Consider the following 22,089-nt stretch of genomic DNA (forward strand, 5'->3'; position numbering starts at 1 on the left):
CTCAGTCAGCGTCGATATAAGGGGCAATTAGCGTCACGATCGCGGCATCGTCAAAATTGCGGGCTAGCTCTAACACTTGATTGGCAAACAGTTCGTAAGCGGGGGATAACGCCCGCAAACGTTCGGCCTCTTGTTGGATGTCTTGAATGAAGCCCCCCTGGGCAGCGGTATGAAGAGCCTGTAATTCAGCCGCAGGCGGCACCTCAAACGTGTCTTCGGCGGCGGTGACGGCCGTCATTGCAGGAGCGGCGGTGGGAGTTTGGTCATAGATCCACTCCAGCGATAGCAGCGCCCCAATTTCGGCCAGCAGGGTTGTCAAGTCGATGGGCTTGGGAATGAAGCGATCGCATCCCGCTGCGAGGCTTTCATGCTGTTCGACTTGAGACAGGCTGGCGGGTGACGCAATGATGGGGGTCTGGGCAAAGTCTGGGTGTTGGCGTAATAGGCGAGTCATAGCTAGCCCATCCAGTTCCGGCATGACCACGTCTGTAATGATCAGATCAGGACAATGCTTCAGGGCCAGTTCGTAGCCCACCTGGCCGTTTTCCGCTTCGATGACAGTAAAGCCAAGGGGCTCCAGCATATTGATCAGCACGAGACGATTTTCGGGATGATCGTCGATCGCTAGTAGGGTAAACGGTGGGCCTTGATAACCGATCACCTGGGGGGCGCTGGTGGTTTCGACATTGGCGAATTCTTTGGCCAGGGGCAGCGTCAGCTCAAACCAAAAGGTGCTGCCCTCACCCAAAACGCTCTCCAGATGAATTTCGCTGCCCATCATCTGAATAATTTGTTGGCTGATGGTGAGCCCTAGCCCGGTGCCCTCCGCATTGCGATCGCGATCGCCCGCCTGTTCAAACGCGCTAAACACTGACGTCAAGCGTTCCGGCGCAATGCCAATGCCCGTATCTTTGACGGTGAATCGTAAGCGCTTTAGCGGGCTTTGAATTGCTGTCTCCCCTGGTGTTGCGGGCAAGGTCGCGATGGCTGCTGGCTGGGGTTGATTCACGAGCCTAACCTGAAAGACGACTCGACCATGGTCGGTAAATTTCACTGCGTTGCTCAGCAAGTTCAGCAATACCTGACGCAGCCGCTTGTCGTCTGCATGCACGGCGGTCGGAAGATTAGCCGCCTCGTCATAAATAAAGTCAATACCTTTTTGGTGCGCTTTGACCGCACAAATTTCGGCCGTACCCTGCAAAAAGTTTGGCAGGTGAAAGTCTTGGGGATACAGCTCCATCTTGCGGGCTTCGATTTTGGCTAAATCGAGCACATCGTTAATTAACGTGAGGAGGTGCGAGCCGCATTGTTTAATAATGCTGATGCCCTGATGTTGCTTGCGGGTCAGGGTGGTGTCCCGCCCCAAAATTTGGGCATAGCCGAGAATGCCGTTTAACGGTGTCCGCAGCTCATGGTTCATATTGGCGAGAAACTCGCTCTTCGCTCGGTTCGCGGTATCGGCCTCTTCTTTAGCTGCTTGCAACTCAGCGGTGCGCCTTTGCACCCGGCGTTCTAGAGAGGCGTTGGTCGCTGCCAGCTTGGCTACCGACTCTTGCACCTGGGCGGCCATGGTGTTGAAAGTTTGTGCCAGGAGGCCTAATTCATTATTCGTCTTGATATCGACTCGCGCGGCCAAATCACCTTCACTCAGAGCAATGGAGGCTTCGGAGAGTTTATGTAAGGGGGTGGTGAGGCGGCGGGTCAGCACCCAACCCGCCCCCAGCGCGATCGCGATCGCCCCCGTCGCCCCCACACCAATGACCACAATCATGTGGCGCACAGGGGCATACACTTCCTGACTTGGCAGTTCTACCACGACCTGCCAATTGACTGACGTAATGGGCGAAACTGCTCCCAACACAGGGCGATCAGTGAGGCCGACGTATTGGTTGATCGCTTGATCATCCAGTTGATCTAAGGTCTCGACTAACTCTGTGTTGTTCAAATTTTGGATGGCTAGGTTTTCAAGCGGGCGATCAGAGCGAGTGATCACATGGTTCCGCTCGTCCAGAATGTAGACGTACCCGGTGTCGCCCACCTGTGTGCGAGAAATGACATACCCTAGGAACCGCAGATTCACTTCTGCAATCAAAGCCCCCGCGACCTCGTCTTCGCGATCGCGGATGGGGACGGCGAGCCTCACCGTTGGAAAGCGTAAGTTCGGATCAACCATCACGGTGCCAGCCACTTCTTCTTGCTGACCGTAAGCCCGGCGAAAAATCGGCGAATTTTCGAACTCCACCGGGTTGAAATCTTCATACGGAGCGACGGAACTGACAACTTGCCCCTCGCGATCAAGAATCAGGATGGCTTCGTAAGCATCATTTTGACGAGCTAGACCATTGAGCAAATCGGTTTGGACGCTGGGATCTAACTCACTTAAGCCTTTGACCCGGGCCAGATAGCTCAATTGGCGCTGCAAGCCATCCATATAGTTTTCGAGGCGGCTAGCAATGATCGCACTGCGCTCGCTTTGCAGGGCATTGATGTCTCGCATATGAGTGCCCAAGCTGACATAGATCAGCAGTGCGCCAATCGGTAAGGCCGTAAACAGCACCATTGCCAAAAGAGCTGCCCGAATCTGCTGCGCCAGCGATGACATCGATTTGCGAAAACTCGTGTGGTGATCGCGCTGTGGCGACCCCGGTGCAGTTTGAGTCATAGGTTTAGAATCCTGAAGTGGCACTGAGGTGGCAGTCGCTTCCAGTAATGGGAAAACAGGGAACGGATAAGGGCAGGGGCGAGGCGCCGTTAGTTCGGTGAAATATCGATTTCGCCCACCATCACCTGATTTTTGATGTCTTCAAACTGGGCTTCTTGAGCCTCGGTCAAAGAACCCCGGAACGGCGCAATGCTGTAAATCCCTTCTTTGAGGCCAAACTTATAAAGCTTGCCTTCCCATTTGCCTTGCAGCAGCAAATCTACCGAGTTGGCGACTAGCCGGGGCAAGTCTTGCAGCATACTCGTTAGGACCTGATCCGGAGCGAGTTCATATTGGTCGTTAGTCCAGCCAACGATCTTGACATTGTCATAAGCTGCGGTGACCGCTTTCAGTGCTTCAATGCCCGCTTCATCTGCATTAATGGCAAAGCGATCAAAGCCCTGTTCCGCTAAGCCGAGGACGACTTCTTTCCCCTTTTCACCATCGGTCCAGGTTTTGAGAAATTCGGTCGCCACTTCTACATCAGGTTTGGTGGCTAACGCTCCCTTGCGAAACAGCGCGGCTTCCTCCTCATAGACGGGATAGCTATCGCCGACAATATAAGCTACCTTATTCGTCTCGGTGGTCATCGCGGCCAGTGCCCCTGAGAGATAGCCGACTTCGCCCGAGCGAAACGCGATCGCACCTAAATTCTTGTTGTTGCCAGGATAAGTGGTGACAATAGCAAACTTGGAGCGCGGAAACTCCTCCGCGACCTTTTCGGCGCTTTGAATATAGCCCCCACTATGGGCAATGATGAAATCGTAGCCAGCGGCGGCATAGTCGCGAAAATACTCCTCAGACTCTTCGTCTCCAACCATTTCTGCCAAGGTAACTTCGGCATTAAATTCTTCGGCAATGAGCTGCAAGCCTTCGTAACCGCCTTGGCTCCAACTCCCGTCATCTTTGGCCCCCGTAGTTACCATTGCTACCCTCAACTGCCCTCCCTCAGTGGGCTCAGTTGCGGCATCGGTCGAGGTCGAAATCGTTGAATCGGTAGTGCTACAGCTCACAGCTAGAACAAAAGCCATGACCCCCAACAACAATCGCGTGACTAATGATTTAAGGTGCATGAGAAATCTAAGAACGTGTGGTGAACTCGAACGCTGAGTGTTAGTCGCGATTCATCCTGCTCGGAGCGTGCAGAATGGAGCCGAACTGTGTGCGGCCTTTGGTTGCGGCCTTTGGTCAATAAAGACGGTCAAGCGATGGGGGCGATCGCTGCAACAGTCAAAGGCATCATGCCCAAATGCGATCCAGCACTAACAGGCGGGGCGATCGCCCCGCACGAGTCAAAGCCTTAGGTCTACTCACCTGCCTAGCGCCAACGGAACGGTCAATCGGTGGCGCTCAAATGGAGCATCGCGCTGGGCTGGTAACTATCTTCAGCGACATCAGACGGCGTTGACGACGGCTGCTAAGCGGTAATTAAAACACAACAATAAATCTTGAATACATTCCCATCTTTTGGGCTTGTAGACGCAAGCTATGGTATTTTTATGACTTAATTTTCCTGAAGGAGTCTTTCTGTGGATATTAATGTCATTCTGACCAGCGTGACAGATATTATTGTCGCGTTTGGCCTCAAAATCATTGGTGCCATTATCTTTTGGTTTGTGGGTCGCTGGTTGATTGGTTTAGCGATCAAGATGATCTCCGCAGCCTTTCGCAGCAGTAACCTTGAAGAAACGCTACTGATTTATCTCAAATCAACTCTGGGCGTTTTACTAAATGTCATCTTAGTGGTGGCAATTCTTGGCTTTTTTGGTATCGAAACGACTTCCTTTGCGGCATTTTTGGCTGCTGCTGGTATTGCTATTGGGGCCGCATGGAGCGGTTTGCTAGCGCATTTTGCCGCCGGGGCGTTTCTGGTCATCTTCCGCCCTTATAAAGTGGGTGACTTTATCACTGCTGGCGGCATCACCGGCACTGTGAGGGAAATTGGCCTGTTTGTCACGAGCATCGACACGCTGGAAAATGTCAGAAATGTCGTGGGCAATAACGTTTTATTCTCAGATACGATTCAAAACTTTTCTACCAATCCCTATCGTCGGGTCGACTTGGTGGCGCAGCTCAATCATGATGTGAATCATAAGCACGCGATCGCCCTACTCAAAGAAAAAGTCAGCGCGATTCCTAATGTCATGGCCGAACCCGCTCCCGACGTAGAAATTCTCGAATTTACACCGATGGGGCCAGTTTTAGCAGTGCGTCCTTATTGTAATAATGACCACTACTGGCAAGTCTATTTCGATACCAATAAGGTGATTCGTGAAACTTGTGTAGAAGCTAACTTTAGTGCTCCGGAACAGCATTTGGTGGTGCATCGAACGGCGGCCTGACGAGTACTTTTGCACAGTCTGAAAGGCTAATGTTAGCCCTTTCCAAATTCAGCCGTGGTGCTTGAGCAGGAAAGGACTTTTTCTCGCCCATGGCCCGCAGGAGCGTACGCGGGAGCTCATCAAGTTAGGTGTCGATACGGGAGAACTGCTCTAGCCATTGAGACCATTGTTGGGAACTCAAAATGATTTCTGCTAACGCCGTATAGCCTTGCTCTCTGGGGTGGGCACCATCGTTGGCGATCGCCTCCTCCATCCAGCTAGGGGTGTTGAGCAGAGCTGCGCAGGTGCGGATATGGGGAATCGCCAACACCTGGCAGAGGTCGAGGATGTGCTGGTTCAGTTCAGCGAGTCGTTGGTTGGCGGCGAGGTCATTAGCGATCGGTGGCGACTCGACCATGAGCACCGGGTCGATTTTTTGAGCGTCGCCAAGGATGGCCTGGGCATAAGCCACGCTGTCAGCGAGGGGGACTCGCGGTTGGCTGGTCTCGTCATTGAGATTGACATCGTTGGCCCCAAACGAGAACACAAAGCCAACGCTGGCGGGGTTGGCCGAGCGAGACTGGACTTCTGGTTGCCATCGCTGGTGGATAAGCTGAGTGGTGTCGCCCCGAACCCCGAGGTTGTAGCCGGTGAAAGCATGATTATGAGCCATTGCCCGAGCGCAAACTCGACCGACCCAACCCAGGCAAGTCGGGTCACCCGTGCCGTGAATGAAGGAATCGCCAATGAAGAAGATGCGCGGGCTCATGGGAACTCAACCGCCCACAGACATGGACAAGGCGGGCTCATGACGACGGCTGCGCCAATCCCTGAGCCTGCAAAAAGTCGCGAACGCTCTGAGTCCAAAATGTCTCATCGACCGTGACGAGTAGGCTGTGACCCGTGTTCGGAAAGATCACGAGTTCTTTGGCTCCGGGCAAATTGTCATAAATGGCGTCAATTTCTTCCAGGGTGGTCCAGCGGTCTTTTTCTCCTTGGAGGATCAGAGTTGGCATTGACATCGACCGAGCATAGTTGACCGGATTATGGAAAAAGCCGTTTTCGCCATGCTGGATGCTGCCCCAAAACACCAACAATTCGGCGACGCCCGCTGTGGGAAAATCCTGAGCTTTCATGCGGGTTTTCACCGCATTCATGAAGTGGGCAAAGGGCATTTCTAAAATAGTGGCATCGGGCTGGAGACCGTCATCGACAGCCTTCATGACTGCGACACTACCCGCCGACACCCCGTACAGCACGTAGGGACGAGGCAGGCCAATTTGTTCGGCGTGGGCCATGGCGGCGGCGACATCTTCGGCTTCGCGCAGGCCCATCGTGGCGCTGGTGCCGCTGGAACCGCCCTGGCCGCGAAAATCGACCATCAGGGTGTGGTAGCCCATTTGGTGAAAGATCCCAGCGGGCCACATGAGCTGATGCGCTTTGTTGCCGCCGTTGCCCGGAAAGAGCAGCACCGTCCCCTGGGGCTCACCATAATAGGGAATGCGCCAGGCTTCGAGCCATTCTTCGTCGTTGATGGTGATGCGCTCGGTGGCGTAGTCGAGGCCAAATTCTGCCGGATTGCTGGCGTTTTCGGGTTTGGGGGCAAAGGCTAACCCCGGCAGCATGGAGTCGTTGTAATGGGTCAGGGTGTAGGCCCCAAAATAGGCCAGGCCATTGACCAAAACCAGTAGCACTGCGACAAAAAACAGGATGTACACCCGAGTTTTGCGACTGAGCAGTCCGGCCACCAAAAATGCGACCAAGCCAATGCCCGCCAGCCAAGCGGCGATGCTGATCAGGGGCAGTTGACTGAGGGCAAATTGACCCTGGGGGCGCAGCCATAAAAAAGCCAGTAAACCGACCAACAATACGCCCCAAGACAACAAACCGATTTGTAAGAAGACTAGCCGGGTTTTAGCACGGGAGCGGATCATGGCACTGTATCTGCACACTAGAGAGGGGCGGGGCGCTGGGCTTTGAGTAATAGGGAATTAACCACTACCGTGACGGAGCTAAAGGCCATCAATCCCCCAGCAACGGCGGGACTCAGACTGACGCCGTAGGCCGGTAGGAGAATGCCCGCAGCGGCGGGAATGCCGATGAGGTTGTACGCAAACGCCCAGGCGAGATTTTGCCGAATTTTAGCAACAGTTGCTCGACCTAGACGCAAAGATTCTAAAACTCCGGTGAGGCGATCGCTCATCAAGACGACACCAGCAGATTCTGCCGCAATATCAGTGCCGGAACTGAGGCTGATGCCGACATCGGCCTGGGCTAAGGCGGGCGCATCGTTGATGCCATCGCCCACCAGCGCCACGCGATGACCTTGAGCTTGCAGGGCCGCGATCGCCTGTGACTTGTCGGCGGGCAAGACTTCGGCGCGTACTTGCGTGGCGGGGATGCCCACGGTGGTAGCGATCGCTTGGGCGACGGGGGCGCGATCGCCCGTCAATAGGTGAACTTTGAGGCCCTGTTGCTGGAGTGCGGTGATCGTTTCTGGCGCGTCTTCTCGTAACTCATCCGCCACAGCGATAAGCCCCACCACGCGATCGCCCATGGCGATATACACCGCTGTTTGTCCTGGGGCAATGGCAGCCATTTGCGTCGTCGCCGTGTCCGTTGGCACAATGCCTTGTTGCGCTAGCCAGTCGGCATTGCCAATCCAGACAGGGTGGGACTGCTCATGCCAGGTGACGGTGGCGGCAACGCCGAGTCCTGCCTGGGTCAAGAAGTCGCTAGCGGGAGGTAACTCCAGCGATGCCTCGGTAGCAGCTTGTTGAATGGCGATCGCGAGGGGATGCTGGGTGCCGCTTTCAACGGTCGCGGCGAGGGCCAGCAAGTCATTGTCCGTCAGGTCGTCCGCCAGGGACTGGCAGTGGGTGACGCGGGGCAACCCTGCCGTGAGGGTGCCGGTTTTGTCGAAAACGACGGTGTCGATTTGGCTGAGCATTTCGAGCACGTCGCCACCGCGAATCAGCAGCCCCCGCTCGGCGCCCATGCCGGAACCGACGAGAATGGCGGTCGGTGTGGCGAGACCCAGCGCACAGGGGCAGGCGATGACGAGAACGGCGATCGCGAGCTTCAAACTCACCAATAGCGTTGATGACTGCATCGTCATGGTGTGAGTGGCGTGGACGGCTCCCAGCGCACTGTCCATCACGTCAGGCCAGAGGGGCAGGCCGACAAAATACCAAAAGAGAAACGTCAGGGTCGCCAGGGTTAGCACGCCATAGGTGAAGTATCCCGAAATCACGTCGGCCAGTTGTTGAATCGGCGCTTTGCGGGTTTGGGCGGCTTCCACCAAGCGAATCATTTGGGCCAGCATGGTGTCGCTACCCGTCTCGGTGACTTTGAGGGCGATCGCCCCCGTTTGGTTCACCGTGCCCGCGACGACCATTTCGCCGGGCTGCTTTTCCACGGGCAAAGATTCTCCCGTCAGCATCGATTCATCGACCGTGGTTTGTCCGGTTTCAATCACCCCATCAGCGGGAATCGTTTCCCCCGGCAAGACTCGCAACCATTCGCCGGGCTGTACGGCACTCACGGGAATTTCGACGCCGGGTTGGGTGCTGCCATCGGCGGCGGGCATGCCAATCAGACGGGCTTGGGCGGGCTGTAGGGCGATGAGCGATCGCAGCGCGTCCGTCGCTCGAAAGCGGGCGCGATGCTCTAAGGTGCGGCCCAACAAGATGAAGCTCAGCAGCATTACCGGCTCGTCAAAGAAACATTCCCAACCCAGGGTCGGCCACAGCAGCGCTACCACGCTGGCCCCATAGGCACTCAGCGCGCCCAGTGCTACCAGGGTGTTCATATTGGGAGTCCCGCGTCGGGCTCCTTGCCAGCCATCGACTACAATCTCGCGGGCGGGAAACAGCAGCACCGCTGTCGCCAACACGAAGTGAAACCACAAGTTGCTCAGCACGGGCACGGTCACCCAGCCGAAGTGGTGCAAATGCCCAATGGTAGAAAGTGCCAAAAGGGTGAGGGCGATCGCCAGCCGCCCAGCCTGTTCACGGTTTTCTTGTTGCTTGCGGTGCAGCCAGTCGGTCAGGCCCGCATCGGTCTGGGTGCCATCGGCCGCTGTACGCAGCTGACTGGGGAAGCCGTTTTGGGTGAGGCGATCGGCCAACTGTTGCGGATCGACCTGGCGATCGGCCAGAGTTTCCACCACGGCCACCTCAGTGATTAAGTTCACCGTGGCACTTTGCACGCCGTCGCAGGCCGTCAATTGCTTTTCTACGGCGCGCACACACCCGGCACACATCATGCCGCTGACATCAAACACCAGAGAGCGAGTCGCTGGTGGAGTCGGTTTTGCAGGGGCCGCCGGGGCAGTAGGCAAAGGCGCTTTAACCATAGAGACAGAAAAATCCGCTTCTTTCATATATCTCTATTGAGCCTAAAGTGTGGCACCGAACAATATGGAGAATTGTTGAGTTTTCTTTGTGTTTGTCAGGCGGCGATCGCGGACGGTAACGTCAGGCTCGACGCCTGTTATCCAACCCTGTGCCGATCGCTCTGCCCGTCATCAGAAGGCGCCAACCCAGCTTGAGGCGATCGCTGAGCCAGCCCTGATCCGCTCGCATCGCTGCGGCGCAGCGGTCACCATTAGCAATGACGCCTCGTTTGCCTTAGATCTCCCTGCCTGAAACAGGGGCGTCTCCCCGGCATTCGTCTTGGGTGCGGGGGAGACGATGGCGAACGCTATTCGGCTAACCGTTGCTGGCGGCGACTTTCGCGCCGTTCTTGAAAGCGGCCCCGATGGTCTTCGCGGCGCTGAGCCATGCGCTCAGAGAGCTCTGTGCGTTGTTCCGGGGTGAGCACATTGCGCACCGCGAGCATGTTTTCAAACCGCAGGTCGGCAACTTCGCGGTGCAGGGTTTGGATTTCCTCGTGTTGGGCGCGGAGTTCCTCATCAGAGGCGGTGCCTGACATGAGGGTGTGCATGGCTTCACGCTCATTGCGGAGATTGGCATGCAGGGCCTGCATTTCTTCGCGATCGCCCTCACGAATCGCCCGAATTTGGGTGACCTGATCTTCACTGAGATCCAGGGTTTCAATCAAGCGCTCGGTGCGATCGCCGCGAGGCCCTTCACCGCTACCCGGTCCTTCGCCCATGCCGGGGCCGCCGCCCATTTGGGCGTGCAGTTGGGCGGCACTGAGGCCACCGACCACGGGGACTGCAAGGGCGGCGATCGCGAGCAAAGATACGGTTCTACGTTCCATCGTTAATCTCCAAAACAACTCACTATCAATAAGGCGTGGCATATACAGACACCAGCCAATCGGGCTGCGTCGTATCGAGCGGGAGGCGCACCTCATCGCCGTAGGCACTGGCGTACCAGGTCTCGGCCAAAAAATCGTCCACTTCCAGCTCCACCTCAGACTCAGCCGCCATCTGCCAGCCTGGCCCGGTTGAGCGCCAAGCCATCCAGCTTCCACCTACTAGCACCAGCGCCGCTGCGATCGCGGGCAGTGCCCAGCGGCGGCGGCTGGCAATCGCGGGCGGCGGCGGCAGAGGTGCTAAGGCTGCCATCACTTGCGCTTCTAATTGAGGCGCAGCCGGCGGCGGCTCCGATCGATGCCGCTGCAAAAAATCGACTAAGCGATCGTCAGGGTGGTCATTGGGTGGCAAGGTCATAGCTGGACCCCTTCTGTTTGCAAAAATGTCCGCAACGCTGAGCGAGCGTGGTGGAGCCGAGACTTCACCGTGCCCTTGGGGATGTTCAAGATACTGGCGATCTCTTGCTGAGGCAGGTCTTCGAGATCATGCAGCACGATGACTGCTCGATGCTCTAAAGACAGGGCTTGCAGCCCTCGCTGCACGAGATCTTGATAGTGCAGCTGGGTCAGGTCGGCCTGGCCCGTGGCTAAGGTCAGCGGTGGCGAGAGGGGATGCGATCGCGCTTTGCCCAGGGCGTGACGGCGATCGCTGGCCACATTCCAAGCAATGCGATATAGCCAAGTTGAGAACTGGGCCGACTGCCGAAACTTCGGCAACCCCTTCCAAGCTCGCAAGAACACCTCCTGCACTAAGTCATCCAGTTCCGCTGCCCCACAGAGTTGGAACAGGGTGCTGCGCACCGGCCCCTGATAACGGCGATAAAGCACTTGAAATGCTGATCGCTGTCCGCGCAAGCATTGCTGAATGAGTTCAGCATCTGGCTGAGGGATAGCGGACATTTCTGACTCCAGTGAGGTTGAGGTCACTGATCACGCCCCGGCTCATTGTGTGGACGTCCCTTTAGACTGGGGGGCGATCAAAAAGGTTCAACCGTAGCGAAATTTTTGCGCGTCTTACTGCAACTGACGATATAGCAATCCGTAGTCAGGTACCGAGAGCCCAAAAGTTTCAAGCATGGGACTTAAGTCTAAGTGTGGGCAGCCGAGACGGCTGTCCCGGAGCAGGCAAGATGCCTGCACGACAAAACTTGGAGTTTTATACAACCCGGCTTCCTCAGTCCCGCGTTTTTCTGCTCCAGAGATGAACGGAGTGATCTGCGCAAGCTCTCGGACTCACCCCAACCGATTGAGACAGCAGGTCAGTGATCAGGCTTGCCAGAACTATTCCGGCTTTGTTGAACTCCCCTTTAAAGCGGTTTTCAGGCTGACCCAGGCATTGCGGAGTTGCCAAAACCGATTCACCTCCATGGATGCGACGGTATTTTGCCAATGGTCGCGCATGGCCTGAACCGCTTGTAATTCGGCTTCAAAGCGTTCCTGTTGCTGCTGCATTTCTAGTTTGAGCTGTTGCTTTTCGCGGCGGCAGTGGCTATTGGCCCGCCAATCTTCCAGCATCCAGGCTTGATACATCGCTTCGTCTGCCTCTGAAGCCACAGGAGCTTGCCAGGTTTGGGACGTCGGCAGGTCAGCCGCTTGCTGGAGCGCAGCGTAAACTTCCAGCGTTTCAGGAAAATGATGCGCTAACAGCGTCGAGCGATGGGTGTCGTTCACCTGGTTGTGCATCACCGCCGGATCAAAAAGTGGCTGTTCCGGTGCCGTCAAGGGGAGAGCGAACTTATGTCGCAGTTTCTCAATGAAGCCTGCTTCGTCTGCCTTCAACACATCACAGTGAAAGAGGAAGCAATCGTCGGGGTAGCGCTGGTAAAAGTCTAAAGCCGCTCGGTTGTAGGTTAACCAGACGGCGATCGCAAAATTTGGGTGATGGGCAAAGGCGGCATCTCCTCGAGTAAAGAGGGAGTCAATCACCGCCCAGGGTGACCGATACGGTAAGACGACTTTGGCTTGAGGGAGCCGCTGCTTCCAGAAATCAAGGAATAAGGTCGTTCGGGGTTCTTTCCAGCCCCATAGAGCGTGGGTTTGCTGGCGGCGATCGCACAAAGCCTGAGCACGCGCCCATAATTTTTCGGGTACGTCTAGCTGCTCGGTGGTTAACCAACCCTCAGAACTCAGCCCCAGAGCTGTCAGGATGTCGATATGCAGCGTCAGAAAATCGCGATCTTCAAAATGCCCTTTGGGGTTGCTCACCGCTGTGCCGAGTAATTCGTCACCGATGAAGACCCCCGCCTGCTGCAAAATCGAGGCCGTCAGGGAGGTGCCAGACCGATGCATCCCAGCAATGATGACCACTTGTGAATCGGGTTGAGCGGGGTTAGACATCATTAAAAGCTTCCTCAATTGAGTGCGGCGATCGCGCTCAAAATTATATGACTTAGTGGTGTGCTAGCACTCGCCAGACGATCGCTAATACAGTTGCGAGCAAGATGACGAAGCCCACAACGATGATTCAGCTCACGCTGGCATACCTTTTAGCTCAGCTTAGGAATGAGGATTTTATAAAATCCAAGTTTGGTTATGCAGGCATCTTGTCTGCACTTGGACAGCCGAGACAGCTGTCCACACATCATTAAATCTCCATGCCTTAGGGCAGATGGGGGCATCTGCAAAAAAGAGTCAGCCCCGGACTAATCGCTGCTGGCCAATTCGGCGGTGGTGACGGTCAACTGCTCCAGTTGATTGCCTCGTCGGACTTTGAGGCGGAGGGTCTGGCCCACCCGGCTATCTTCCACTCGCCGTTGCAGCACGTCTGCCGAAGCGATCGCTTCCCCGTCGATTTCCAACACCACATCGCCCCGGCGCAGTCCGGCTTCGGCGGCAGGCGTATTGGGCACCACCCGAATGACCAAGACCCCAGAGACCTCTGGCAAGAGCACCCCAGCATTGGGATCTTCGTTGTTGCGACGGGCAATATCTGGCGTCAGGGTAGCGATCTGAACCCCGAGATAAGGATGCGCGATACTTTCACCCGCCACCAGCTGATCCTTGATTTCCTTCGCCTTGTTGATCGGGATGGCAAACCCAATGCCCATGGCATCGGCGCGGATGGCGGTATTGATGCCAATCACTTCCCCGTTTTGGTTCAACAGGGGGCCGCCCGAGTTGCCTGGATTAATCGCCGCATCGGTTTGAATGAAATCTAGCCGCTTGTCGGGAATACCGACCGAGGCGCTGGAACGCTTGAGGGTGCTGACAATGCCTAGGGTCACGGTGTTATCAAGTCCAAGGGGATTGCCCACCGCGATCGCCCAATCGCCTACCTTGACCGCGTCTGAGTTGCCCAGGGTCGCCACCGGCAGCGAGGCATCATCGGCCTCAATTTTGACGACTGCCAGGTCGGTGACGCTGTCCTGGCCTTCCACGATGCCCTCGTAGCTGCGGCCATCTTTGAGCGTCACGGTGACGCGATCGGCGCCATCCACCACGTGAGAATTCGTCAGAATATCCCCTGCAGCAGAAATGATGAAGCCCGATCCCTGACCCCGTAATAGTTCTTCTTGAGGGTAGCGGGGAAAGCCATTCGGCCCCATAAAGCCGCGAAAGAAGGGGTCGTCGAAAAATAAGTCCGGCGTTTCACGCACCACCGTGGTCTCGGTATCGATGCGCACCACCGCGTCGCCCACCTGCTCAACCGCCAAAGCCACAAAGCTGCGGGGCACTGGAACGGTGACTTCCTCCGCCACCGATTGCGCCATCGCGGCTGACTGGCCCGTCACCAGTGCGACACAGGCCACTAACGCGATCGCCATCAACCGCACTACCAGTTTTTGCCAGGAATGCCACCAAGCCATCACTGCCATTACTCTCTCCGAAGGTGTTGAATTAAGCCTAAAGCTTTGCCGCAGAACCCGCTGCGAAAGCTAGTATGTTGACTGTCTTGTCTCATAGTAACTAGCTACGATAATGAACCTGCTAGTCGCCTGCCAAGCCGGGATTGCCGAATCTTTGGATGGTATAGGTCAGGGTGAATCAAGGCTTGATCACGGTCATTACAAACGGCCTAGTTTTGAACTCACCTTGACCCACATTTTGATTTGATGTTGTTCACCCATTTCGCGTTGTTGTCATGACCTACCCTTACCGTCCCGGCGGTCAATATCGAGCCGCTTTATTGTCTTTGACCGGCTGCTTGGCCATCTTGGGACTTGCCCTCGGCGGCTGCTCGCCTACGACTGATGCCAACGGCGGCAGTGCTGAACTGGCCGCTGATGCCCCCTACGAAGCCCGTTTGGCCAATCACCTGACCGCTCAAGATGCCACGATGTATGGGGCTTTTTGGTGTCCGCACTGTCAAGATCAAAAGGCGTTGTTTGGTGACGCAGAGGATCAGGTGCCCTATGTGGAATGCGACCCCGAGGGCGAAGACGCGCAGCCGGAACTCTGCCAGGCCAAAGAGATTCAGGGCTATCCCACTTGGGAAATTGATGGCGAACTGTATCCGGGTACTCGATCGCTCGAAGAACTGGCGCAACTGTCTGGTTTTGAAGCTCCGTAGGGTAATCGACCCGCTTGTTTTGCTGAAGGAATTGATATGGCGATCGCCAAACCTGACCGCTCATCAGAAGACCAGATACCGTCCTCGCGATCGGTGGTGCCCCACACCCACGACGGCGTTCATGCCCACGTCCACGATCCCGAGTCGTTGCAGCGCATTTTGAATCGCTTTGCCCGCATCGAAGGGCACATTCGCGGCATTAAGACCATGATTCAAGACAGCCGCCCCTGCCCCGATGTGTTGGTCCAGATTGCGGCGGTGCGGGGCGCTCTGGATCGCGTCGCCCGCATCATTTTGGATGAACACTTGAGCGAATGTGTCACCCGCGCCTCTCAAGAGGGCAATATTGAAGCCGAAATTGAGGAACTCAAAGCCGCGTTAGACCGATTCTTACCTTGAGCGCTGCATCGCTGGCCAACATTGGTGTCTTCCACTAAGTCTCTTAATCCCCCCGCTAATTGCCTGGGCATCGCCAAAATGGGAGGTTTTCGTCCGTGCCGAGAGGGGGGCGATCGCCCCAGGGAGATAACCGAACCTCTCAGCTCCCCTTCCTTTGATAGCCTATAGTCAAGATTAAAAGAAATGACTAAGCGATTAGCGACTTTCCGGGCCTAAGCTGCTGCACCGTGAGCACTTAAATGTCCGGTTTATTTATCTACTTACTGTTGATTTAGATCGCGAGGCTGTTGTCATGGCCGCAATGGCTAGCGATCTCAGTAACTGTCAGCCTGTTAGGAGGGGATGTTTGGATGGCTGCTACTGACTTTAAAGACTATTATTCGACGCTGGGGGTCAGCAAGTCCGCCAGTGCTGAAGACATCAAGCGGGCTTTTCGTAAATTGGCTCGCAAATATCACCCCGACGTGAACCCGGGTGACAAAGCCGCTGAGGCTAAGTTCAAAGAAATTAGTGAAGCCTACGAAGTCTTGTCTGACAGCGACAAGCGCCAAAAGTATGACCAGTTTGGCCGGTATTGGCAGCAGGCTGGTAGCGCTGGCAGCTATGGCGGCAATGCTGCTGACTTTGGTGGTTTTGACTTTAGCAACTACGGCAGCTTCGACGAATTTATCAATGAACTATTAGGTCGCTTTGGCGGCGGACCAGGGGCCTACGGTGCCCCGACTGGGCGATCGCCGGGCGGATATGGCTATCGCACCCCACCGCGCGGTGGTTTTGGCAACGGCTTTGATGGCTTTTCGACCGCAGGGGGCCCGAGCCAGCAGTCATTTGACCAAGAGGCCAAGATTTCGCTGACCTTGAGCGAAGCCTTTCACGGCACGCAAAAGCGCCTCAAAATTGGCGACGACGAAGTGGAAGTGCGGATTCCGGCAGGTGCCAAGCAGGGCACAAAAGTGCGGCTGCGGGGTAAGGGGCAGATGAATCCCTACTCGAAGCAGCGGGGCGATATTTACCTGATCGTTAATCTGTTGCCGCACCACATCTTCCAGTTTGAGGGTGAGAACTTGGTGTGCGAAGTGCCGATCGCGCCGGATGAGTCGGTGTTGGGCGGCAAGATTCAAGTGCCCACGCCCGATGGCACCGTCACGATGAATTTGCCGCCGGGGGTGAAGTCTGGTCAATCGCTGCGCTTGCGCGGCAAGGGTTGGCCTAGTCCCAAAGGGGCGCGGGGTGATCAATTGGTGCGCGTGGTGATTACGCCACCTAAAAACCTGAGTGACCACGAGCGCGAGCTGTACGAAAAGATTCAGCGCGATCGCACCACCGATCCGCGCAGTCACCTGAGTCAGGTAAGGTTGTAAAACGGCCTTACACAGCTCCCCCGTTCTGGCGGTTGCTGGTTGCCCAAAAGTGGCGAGCACCGTTGCTGGATAGGTGACGGCGATCGCCCCAGATGATTTTTGGCCGTGTTTACTGTTATTCGATTGACTTTTCCTTGCCGATGACTCGCAGCCCAGTTATGCCGCCTAATTACGAGCTCGACCAAGAAGCCTGGTGGGTGCAGCGCTGGGTCGATTTGCTCAACAACTATCGCTTCAAAAAGCGGCTTGAGCGGGGACGCAAGTATGCCCGCGAAGGCAACATTCTCAATATTGAATATAAAGGCTCAAAGGTAATCGCGCTGGTGCAGGGCACCGCCGATGATCCTTACAAGCTCTCCATCTGGCTGGATGCCTTTACGGACGAAGACTGGAATTACGTCATCGATACCCTGGCGGAACACGCCCTGTTTTCAGCTCAACTGCTCGCGGGAGAAATGCCGGATGACATTGAGGGGGTCTTTACGGCCAATGGCTTGAGCCTCTTTCCATTCCAGCTCTCGGAAGTCCATTCTAAATGTGACTGCCCCGATCCCAAAAATCCCTGCAAGCACATTGCGGCGGTTTACTATCAGCTGGGTGATTTCTTTCGCGAAGATCCCTTTATCCTGTTTCAACTGCGGGGGCGCGATCGCGGCCAAATTTTGGAGTCGTTGCGCCAACAGCGCCAACAGTCCGCAGTGGTGGAGGGCGGTGACGATGTTGAGCCGGTAGCGGTGCCGCCGGCAGTCGAGGCGGATATGGCGATCGCGCCAACCAGTGCCGCCTATACGCCGATTAATGTTGCCCAGTTTTGGCAATATGAGGAGCCGTTAGACCCGTCTTTAGTCGTGATTGCGCCCGCCAGTGAAACGGTGCTGGATGTGCTGGATACGATTCCACTGCCGGTGAACGATGCGCGGATCGTCATGGCTCACCTGCGCGATTTGTACCAAACTGTCAGCCAACAAGCCGCCATGAAAGCACTGTCGCTGCAAGCGGACGAAAAATAGACCCGATGGATCTCTATGTTCATTCGGCTTGTCGAGTGCTTAGGAATGGAAATTGAATTTAAGTGTGAACAGTCGTCTCGGCTGTTCGAGCGCAAGCAAGATGCCTGCCCAAAACTTAGATTTGATAAAATCTCGATTCCTGAGTGTCACTCGCTCCACTCGACTGGGCAAACTGTCTTGGATAGCAGCGGTCAGTATTTTTGCGGAATAGATTACCGCCGCTGGCGGTAAAGTGCTATCAAATTTGCATTTGCATGATTGATAGGCAGGAAAGGGTATGGGTTCGCATTTGACCGCTATGCAGCGATCGCAAATCGCCGAAGCGCTCACGCTATCGCGGTTTCTGATTTCTCAGTCGGAGGGGGTAGAACCGGCCCTGATTGAGCGGCGGCGCGATCGCATTCGTGAGATTCAAACCGCCCTGCAAGCTTGCGCCCATCCCATTAACCAGACGCCGGAGGCAGCGTCGGAGATACCGCTGCCAGTGCGGCAAGCGTTTGTAGAGTCGGCGCTGTTAATTAGCCGCTATTTTGCTGTGGGGGGCAGCGGTTGGCGGGGCACGCTGCCCTCAAACACCCTCAGTCGCTATCGTCCTGATCCGGTGCCGGCGCACTGGACCACGCCTGAGGGCATTGCCGCGATGGGGCGACAGTTTGCGCTGCCCGATGCCGTGATGGATGCGATCGTGGCCCATCTGGCTCAAGTGGATGCGGAAATTGCCCACCAGCATCTGCTCATTGAGTCGGTTTTGCAAACGGTGGGTCTGTCGCTGGAGACCGTCTTGCCCCTGACGACAGAACCGTTCGTCTCCCTGTTTCAAGAGCTGTTTGGGGGCATTTTGGTGAATCCTGATCGGCTCAACGTCGTGTTCACCCCCACCCAGCTGTACTTTTGTGTGGACTTCCCCACGCTGGAAGATTTTGCGGGCTGGCGCGACCTGTGCCCCAAGGAGCATGAAAACTCGCTGCGGCAGCTCCATCAACGCCTGTCAGAATTCACCTTTCAAAAATTCCAGCGCTTTCCCACCTTTGGGCCCTGTCATCCGGCCGGTATTCGCGAAGCGTGGGCGCGGGCGGTCAGCGATCGCTACAACGTCCAATCGGGCTCGCCGATTCCGATCACGCCCGAGCAGGTGATCCACCGCCTTGCCAAAAGTGTCGGCGTGCTGCCGCAAAAAGATGCCGAGATGTTCCTCGTCCACGATATTTGGGGGCACTACTGGCAACTGCTGTTCAGCCAATTTAACAGCGATTACACCGCCCTGGCAGACTGTGGCGAAGCGCTGCGAGCCCATGAAACCGCCTACACACCCGCTGGCCCCTTGACCTGTCGCGAACTGTTTGAGTTTGCTGGACCGTTAGTGTCAGTCAATGAAGCGAAAGCGGTGCAGTTTTTTCATGGGGAAGTGCGCCAGCGACTGGGGCTGCTGTTTACGCATCTGCTGGGCGAACTGGTGGCCGACATTGCCGAATTCAAGTTCACGTTCACGAATCCGCAGGCGGCGCATCAACTGCCCAGTTCATCGGCGTTTACTGACTATCCGGCCAACTTAGATTTGAGTCTGGCGGACTTAGATTTCTTGTTTTTGCGGGTGCTGCAGCCCCTGTTAGAAATTCATCTGTCGCCGATAGAAGCCTCGCCCCTCGAAATTGAGCTGCTGTCTGACTCGCCGCTGATGGATGTGGGGGCCGACCAGATTCCGCGTTTAGAGGTGAACTTAAAGAAAGCGATCGCGCAACTGCACTACTGCTTTTTGCAGGAATATGGCCGCCATTACCTGCCGACGGTGGAGAGTGAAGACAGTCTCTTTGCCGAAATCGCGATCAATTTGCTGCACCTGCAAAACGTGATTAATACGCTCTACACCGACCCCCAGTTCACCGAGCAATCGCCGCTGCCGTTCCAAGATTTATTGATTGTGTTTATCAGTCGCTTTTGTTCGGGCGACAGCTATGCCGAGTTTTGGCAGGTGGATAATGTGTTGGCCGATCACTTCATTCCCTGTTGGCACTTGCTCAGGCAGGTATCAGCGGAGCGTTGATTAGGTCAGCGGTGAGATGGGATCAGTGCGGCGATCAATCACCCGATAAACCCCTAAAGGCGCGTGGCGCCCTTTGAGCACGAGGTCGCCCCAGGCCTCGGTGATGAAAGCATCGCCCACATAATCAAGGGTGTCTTGGCCAATCAAAATGCGGCAGGGTTCCGGCTGACGGCTTTTATCCACGCTTTCTAGGCGTGAGGCAATGTTGACGCTGTCGCCGATAATGCCGTATTCCATACGCTGGTGGCCGCCGACGCTACCGACAACCACTGGCCCGGTGAAGATCCCCACGCGCATTTCTAAGCGAGGGTGGTGCTGCGCCTGGCGCTCTCGGTTAATGGTTTGCAAGCGAGTGGCCATACCAAGGGCACAGGCGACTGCGGCTTGGGCGTCAGCGGCGATCTCGTCCGGTGTGGTGCTGGCAATAGGCACCCCAAACACCGCCAGCAGACCATCCCCCGTAAATTTGTTGACAATGCCGTGATGGATTTGGATTTCGTCCGTCATGGCTTCGAGATAGTGGTTTAGCCATTCCAAGAGCTGCTCGGGCGGGGTGATTTCGGCCAGGCTGCTAAAGCCGCGCAGGTCAGTGAACAGCATAGTGGCGACCATGCTCTGGCCCGGTAATTTGCCCGATTTGATCAGGCGATCGCGATTCTCCCAGAGGGCGCGGGCAATTTCGGGGGAGGCGGCTTGCCCCAGCAGCACTTGCATCATCTGGCGTTGGCGAAAGGACTGTTGGGCCTGATACGCCAAGACGACCCCACTGGTGCCCAACACCGTCAGGGCCGGAGCGATGATGGGCACCCAGCCCTGGGTCAAAAACAAGGCGTAGCCACTCACCGCGATCGCAATGAACACACCAGTTTCGCTGGCGGTCAGGGTGATGGGATGGTGCAGATACCAGGCGAGGGTACCCCCCAGCAGCGCCCAGCCCAGGCACCATAGCCATTCTTGCCAGGGGTGACTCAGGCCCATGAGGGGGCGATCGCCCAGCGCCAAATCGAGCCACTGACTGACCATCTGGCCATGGAGGATGACCCCTGGCATCTGATGGTTGGCGTCGCTGGCTCCACCAGTGAAAGGCGTGTAAAACAGATCTTTGAAGCTGGGGGCAGTAATGCCGATGAGTACCACTTTGCCGCGCACCCAAGCCGGGTCAAATTGATCATTCAACACGGCTTGTAGGGTTACGGTGCGGGCGGGCGTGACGCGATCGCGATAGTCCAACATGACCTGATAGCCGTTATCGTCGATCCGGGCATAGCCCCCGGATCCCGATTGGAGGGGCCACAGTGTCGTTTCACCCAACTGCATATAGTCAGGATTCTCGGGACTGGCGGTGGGCATGAGGTCTTGCGTGGCCAGATAGCGCATGGCCAACTGCAAGGAAAAGGAAAACAGGTAGGGATGCTCGGGTAGGGCGGTCGGTTCCGCGATCATCAAGGCCCGCCGCACTTTACCATCAGCATCGACCACCACATCGTTGAAGCTGACCTGTCCCGGAGCTGACTCGACAGGGGGGGGAATGCCTGGGCCGCCGGTACTGTTGGCCAGCTGCGCAATCACCACGATATTGTCAGCTTGCAGCGCTTGCCCCAAGGCGTCGCGCCCCGGTGGTTTAGGAATCGCCCGAAACATATCCAGCCCGATCGCGACTGGCTCATGCTGTTGCAGCTGGTTAATCGCCCGAGCGACGGTGCCATCGGTGAGGGGAAACTCGGCTAGGGTTTCCAAATCCTCTTCGGTGACGGTCACAATCAGCAGCCGATCATCAGGCGGCAGCGATCGCGTGGCCTGTCGCAGGCGCACCATCTGGTCGTAGGCTTTTTGTTCCAACCCTTCGAGCAGGCCCAACTGCACCAGCGCCGCGACCCCAGACGAGAGCGCTAGGCTGGCCACCCCAATCACCATCAAATTGGCCGACTGCGATCGCCACCAGCCCCAATAGCGCTGCATTGGCTTGGTGGCCCAAGATTTAAGCGGTTTCCAGATCACCACGGATGCTTCCCTGGTTGAGAGGTCGTCGGTCGCTTCTACCCGATTGCCGAGATATGTCATCAGCGATCGGGGGCGGCAGTTACAGTTACAAGCTCATGGCCAACATTCCGGCTCCCTGATGGATTAACAGGCAGCGGTGGCGTCAGCATGGCTCACTCTACAGCCGAGCGTCTAAAAACTCCGGACGATGCAGGTCTCGTCCCATTGCACCCTAGATTGATTGTATGAAATAGATTGGTCTGAGCAGAGTTTAAACCGCTCCGCTGTGGGTCACAACATCTAAAGCGTTGGGGTTTGGCATGCCCAACCTATCAACCTATATAGAGTTGAAGGTGGGCAAGGCCCACCCTACTAAAGCTGTCCCTCATTTTCTGGATCGATCTACAACCACTCTCGTGCTCTGACGACGCACACTTCAAATAGCCGCCTCTTTTAACCATGAAACTTGGGTATCTCTACCGG

19 protein-coding genes are annotated in these 22,089 nt (G+C 56.2%); 8 read left to right on the forward strand and 11 right to left on the reverse strand.

Going from position 1 to position 22,089, the window contains the following annotated elements; all coding sequences use genetic code 11:
- Position 1: 1 nt before the first annotated feature.
- Positions 2-2,662 carry a hybrid sensor histidine kinase/response regulator gene (locus DYY88_RS14780; RefSeq protein ID WP_052288420.1) on the reverse strand — a complete coding sequence of 887 codons (2,661 nt, stop codon included), beginning with the start codon at positions 2,660-2,662 and terminating at the stop codon, positions 2-4.
- Positions 2,663-2,751: 89 nt separating this feature from the next.
- Positions 2,752-3,627 (reverse strand): BMP family protein, encoded by an 876-nt coding sequence (locus DYY88_RS14785; protein ID WP_242517617.1) that lies wholly within the window; start codon positions 3,625-3,627, stop codon positions 2,752-2,754.
- A gap of 234 nt (positions 3,628-3,861) precedes the next feature.
- Here DYY88_RS14785 and DYY88_RS24220 point away from each other — a divergent pair, with 234 nt between their 5' ends.
- Positions 3,862-4,005 carry a hypothetical protein gene (locus tag DYY88_RS24220; RefSeq protein WP_165390122.1) on the forward strand — a complete coding sequence of 48 codons (144 nt, stop codon included), beginning with the start codon at positions 3,862-3,864 and terminating at the stop codon, positions 4,003-4,005.
- A gap of 225 nt (positions 4,006-4,230) precedes the next feature.
- Complete coding sequence (locus DYY88_RS14790; RefSeq protein ID WP_039726931.1) at positions 4,231-5,043, forward strand: mechanosensitive ion channel family protein; 813 nt, start codon at positions 4,231-4,233, stop codon at positions 5,041-5,043.
- A gap of 124 nt (positions 5,044-5,167) precedes the next feature.
- On the opposite strand, the gene DYY88_RS14795 is transcribed toward DYY88_RS14790, so the two are convergent.
- The 3 genes from DYY88_RS14795 to DYY88_RS14805 are packed head-to-tail and all read right to left on the reverse strand — an operon-like array spanning position 5,168 to position 9,379.
- The gene (locus DYY88_RS14795; protein WP_039726932.1) at positions 5,168-5,791 is read right to left on the reverse strand and encodes a GDSL-type esterase/lipase family protein; all 624 of its coding nucleotides are present in this window, start codon (positions 5,789-5,791) and stop codon (positions 5,168-5,170) included.
- Positions 5,792-5,828: 37 nt separating this feature from the next.
- On the reverse strand, positions 5,829-6,956 hold the full coding sequence (locus DYY88_RS14800) for an alpha/beta hydrolase (protein WP_084607061.1): 1,128 nt from the start codon (positions 6,954-6,956) through the stop codon (positions 5,829-5,831).
- Between the two features lie 17 nt (positions 6,957-6,973).
- Positions 6,974-9,379 carry a heavy metal translocating P-type ATPase gene (locus tag DYY88_RS14805; protein ID WP_044151585.1) on the reverse strand — a complete coding sequence of 802 codons (2,406 nt, stop codon included), beginning with the start codon at positions 9,377-9,379 and terminating at the stop codon, positions 6,974-6,976.
- 88 nt (positions 9,380-9,467) lie between these two features.
- Between DYY88_RS14805 and DYY88_RS14810 the strand changes: the two genes are divergently transcribed.
- Positions 9,468-9,671 (forward strand): hypothetical protein, encoded by a 204-nt coding sequence (locus DYY88_RS14810; RefSeq protein ID WP_130199464.1) that lies wholly within the window; start codon positions 9,468-9,470, stop codon positions 9,669-9,671.
- A gap of 55 nt (positions 9,672-9,726) precedes the next feature.
- Here the strand turns inward: DYY88_RS14810 and DYY88_RS14815 are convergent, their stop codons facing one another.
- From DYY88_RS14815 to DYY88_RS14835, 5 genes are all read right to left on the reverse strand, one after another.
- Entirely contained in the window at positions 9,727-10,248 is a 522-nt protein-coding gene (locus tag DYY88_RS14815) for a Spy/CpxP family protein refolding chaperone (protein ID WP_052456690.1), read from the reverse strand.
- Between the two features lie 25 nt (positions 10,249-10,273).
- Positions 10,274-10,663, reverse strand: coding sequence for a hypothetical protein (locus DYY88_RS14820; protein WP_039726934.1), 390 nt, complete (start codon positions 10,661-10,663; stop codon positions 10,274-10,276).
- Positions 10,660-11,205, reverse strand: a complete 546-nt coding sequence (locus tag DYY88_RS14825) for a sigma-70 family RNA polymerase sigma factor (RefSeq protein ID WP_039726935.1) — start codon at positions 11,203-11,205, stop codon at positions 10,660-10,662. The genes DYY88_RS14820 and DYY88_RS14825 overlap by 4 nt, the downstream gene beginning before the upstream one ends.
- A gap of 381 nt (positions 11,206-11,586) precedes the next feature.
- Positions 11,587-12,645: a sulfotransferase family protein gene (locus tag DYY88_RS14830; protein ID WP_039726936.1), complete on the reverse strand. Its 1,059-nt coding sequence runs from the start codon at positions 12,643-12,645 to the stop codon at positions 11,587-11,589.
- A gap of 302 nt (positions 12,646-12,947) precedes the next feature.
- Positions 12,948-14,120 carry an HhoA/HhoB/HtrA family serine endopeptidase gene (locus DYY88_RS14835; protein WP_084607063.1) on the reverse strand — a complete coding sequence of 391 codons (1,173 nt, stop codon included), beginning with the start codon at positions 14,118-14,120 and terminating at the stop codon, positions 12,948-12,950.
- Positions 14,121-14,386: 266 nt separating this feature from the next.
- Here DYY88_RS14835 and DYY88_RS14840 point away from each other — a divergent pair, with 266 nt between their 5' ends.
- The 5 genes from DYY88_RS14840 to DYY88_RS14860 all read left to right on the forward strand — a co-directional run bounded on the left by DYY88_RS14840 (position 14,387) and on the right by DYY88_RS14860 (position 19,626).
- A complete protein-coding gene (locus DYY88_RS14840) occupies positions 14,387-14,815 on the forward strand; it encodes a glutaredoxin family protein (RefSeq protein ID WP_052288422.1) in 429 nt (142 codons plus the stop codon).
- Positions 14,816-14,851: 36 nt separating this feature from the next.
- A complete protein-coding gene (locus DYY88_RS14845) occupies positions 14,852-15,214 on the forward strand; it encodes a metal-sensing transcriptional repressor (RefSeq protein ID WP_039726938.1) in 363 nt (120 codons plus the stop codon).
- Between the two features lie 350 nt (positions 15,215-15,564).
- Positions 15,565-16,575, forward strand: coding sequence for a DnaJ C-terminal domain-containing protein (locus DYY88_RS14850; RefSeq protein ID WP_039726941.1), 1,011 nt, complete (start codon positions 15,565-15,567; stop codon positions 16,573-16,575).
- Between the two features lie 140 nt (positions 16,576-16,715).
- Entirely contained in the window at positions 16,716-17,585 is an 870-nt protein-coding gene (locus DYY88_RS14855) for an SWIM zinc finger family protein (RefSeq protein ID WP_039729890.1), read from the forward strand.
- A gap of 277 nt (positions 17,586-17,862) precedes the next feature.
- Positions 17,863-19,626, forward strand: coding sequence for a hypothetical protein (locus tag DYY88_RS14860; protein WP_052288423.1), 1,764 nt, complete (start codon positions 17,863-17,865; stop codon positions 19,624-19,626).
- Here the strand turns inward: DYY88_RS14860 and DYY88_RS14865 are convergent, their stop codons facing one another.
- Positions 19,627-21,687, reverse strand: a complete 2,061-nt coding sequence (locus tag DYY88_RS14865) for a CHASE2 domain-containing protein (protein ID WP_052288424.1) — start codon at positions 21,685-21,687, stop codon at positions 19,627-19,629. It lies immediately after the preceding gene.
- Between the last annotated feature and the right edge of the window lie 402 nt (positions 21,688-22,089).

Origin of the sequence: Leptolyngbya iicbica LK, from assembly GCF_004212215.1 — a bacterium.
Classification (GTDB): domain Bacteria; phylum Cyanobacteriota; class Cyanobacteriia; order Phormidesmidales; family Phormidesmidaceae; genus Halomicronema; species Halomicronema iicbica.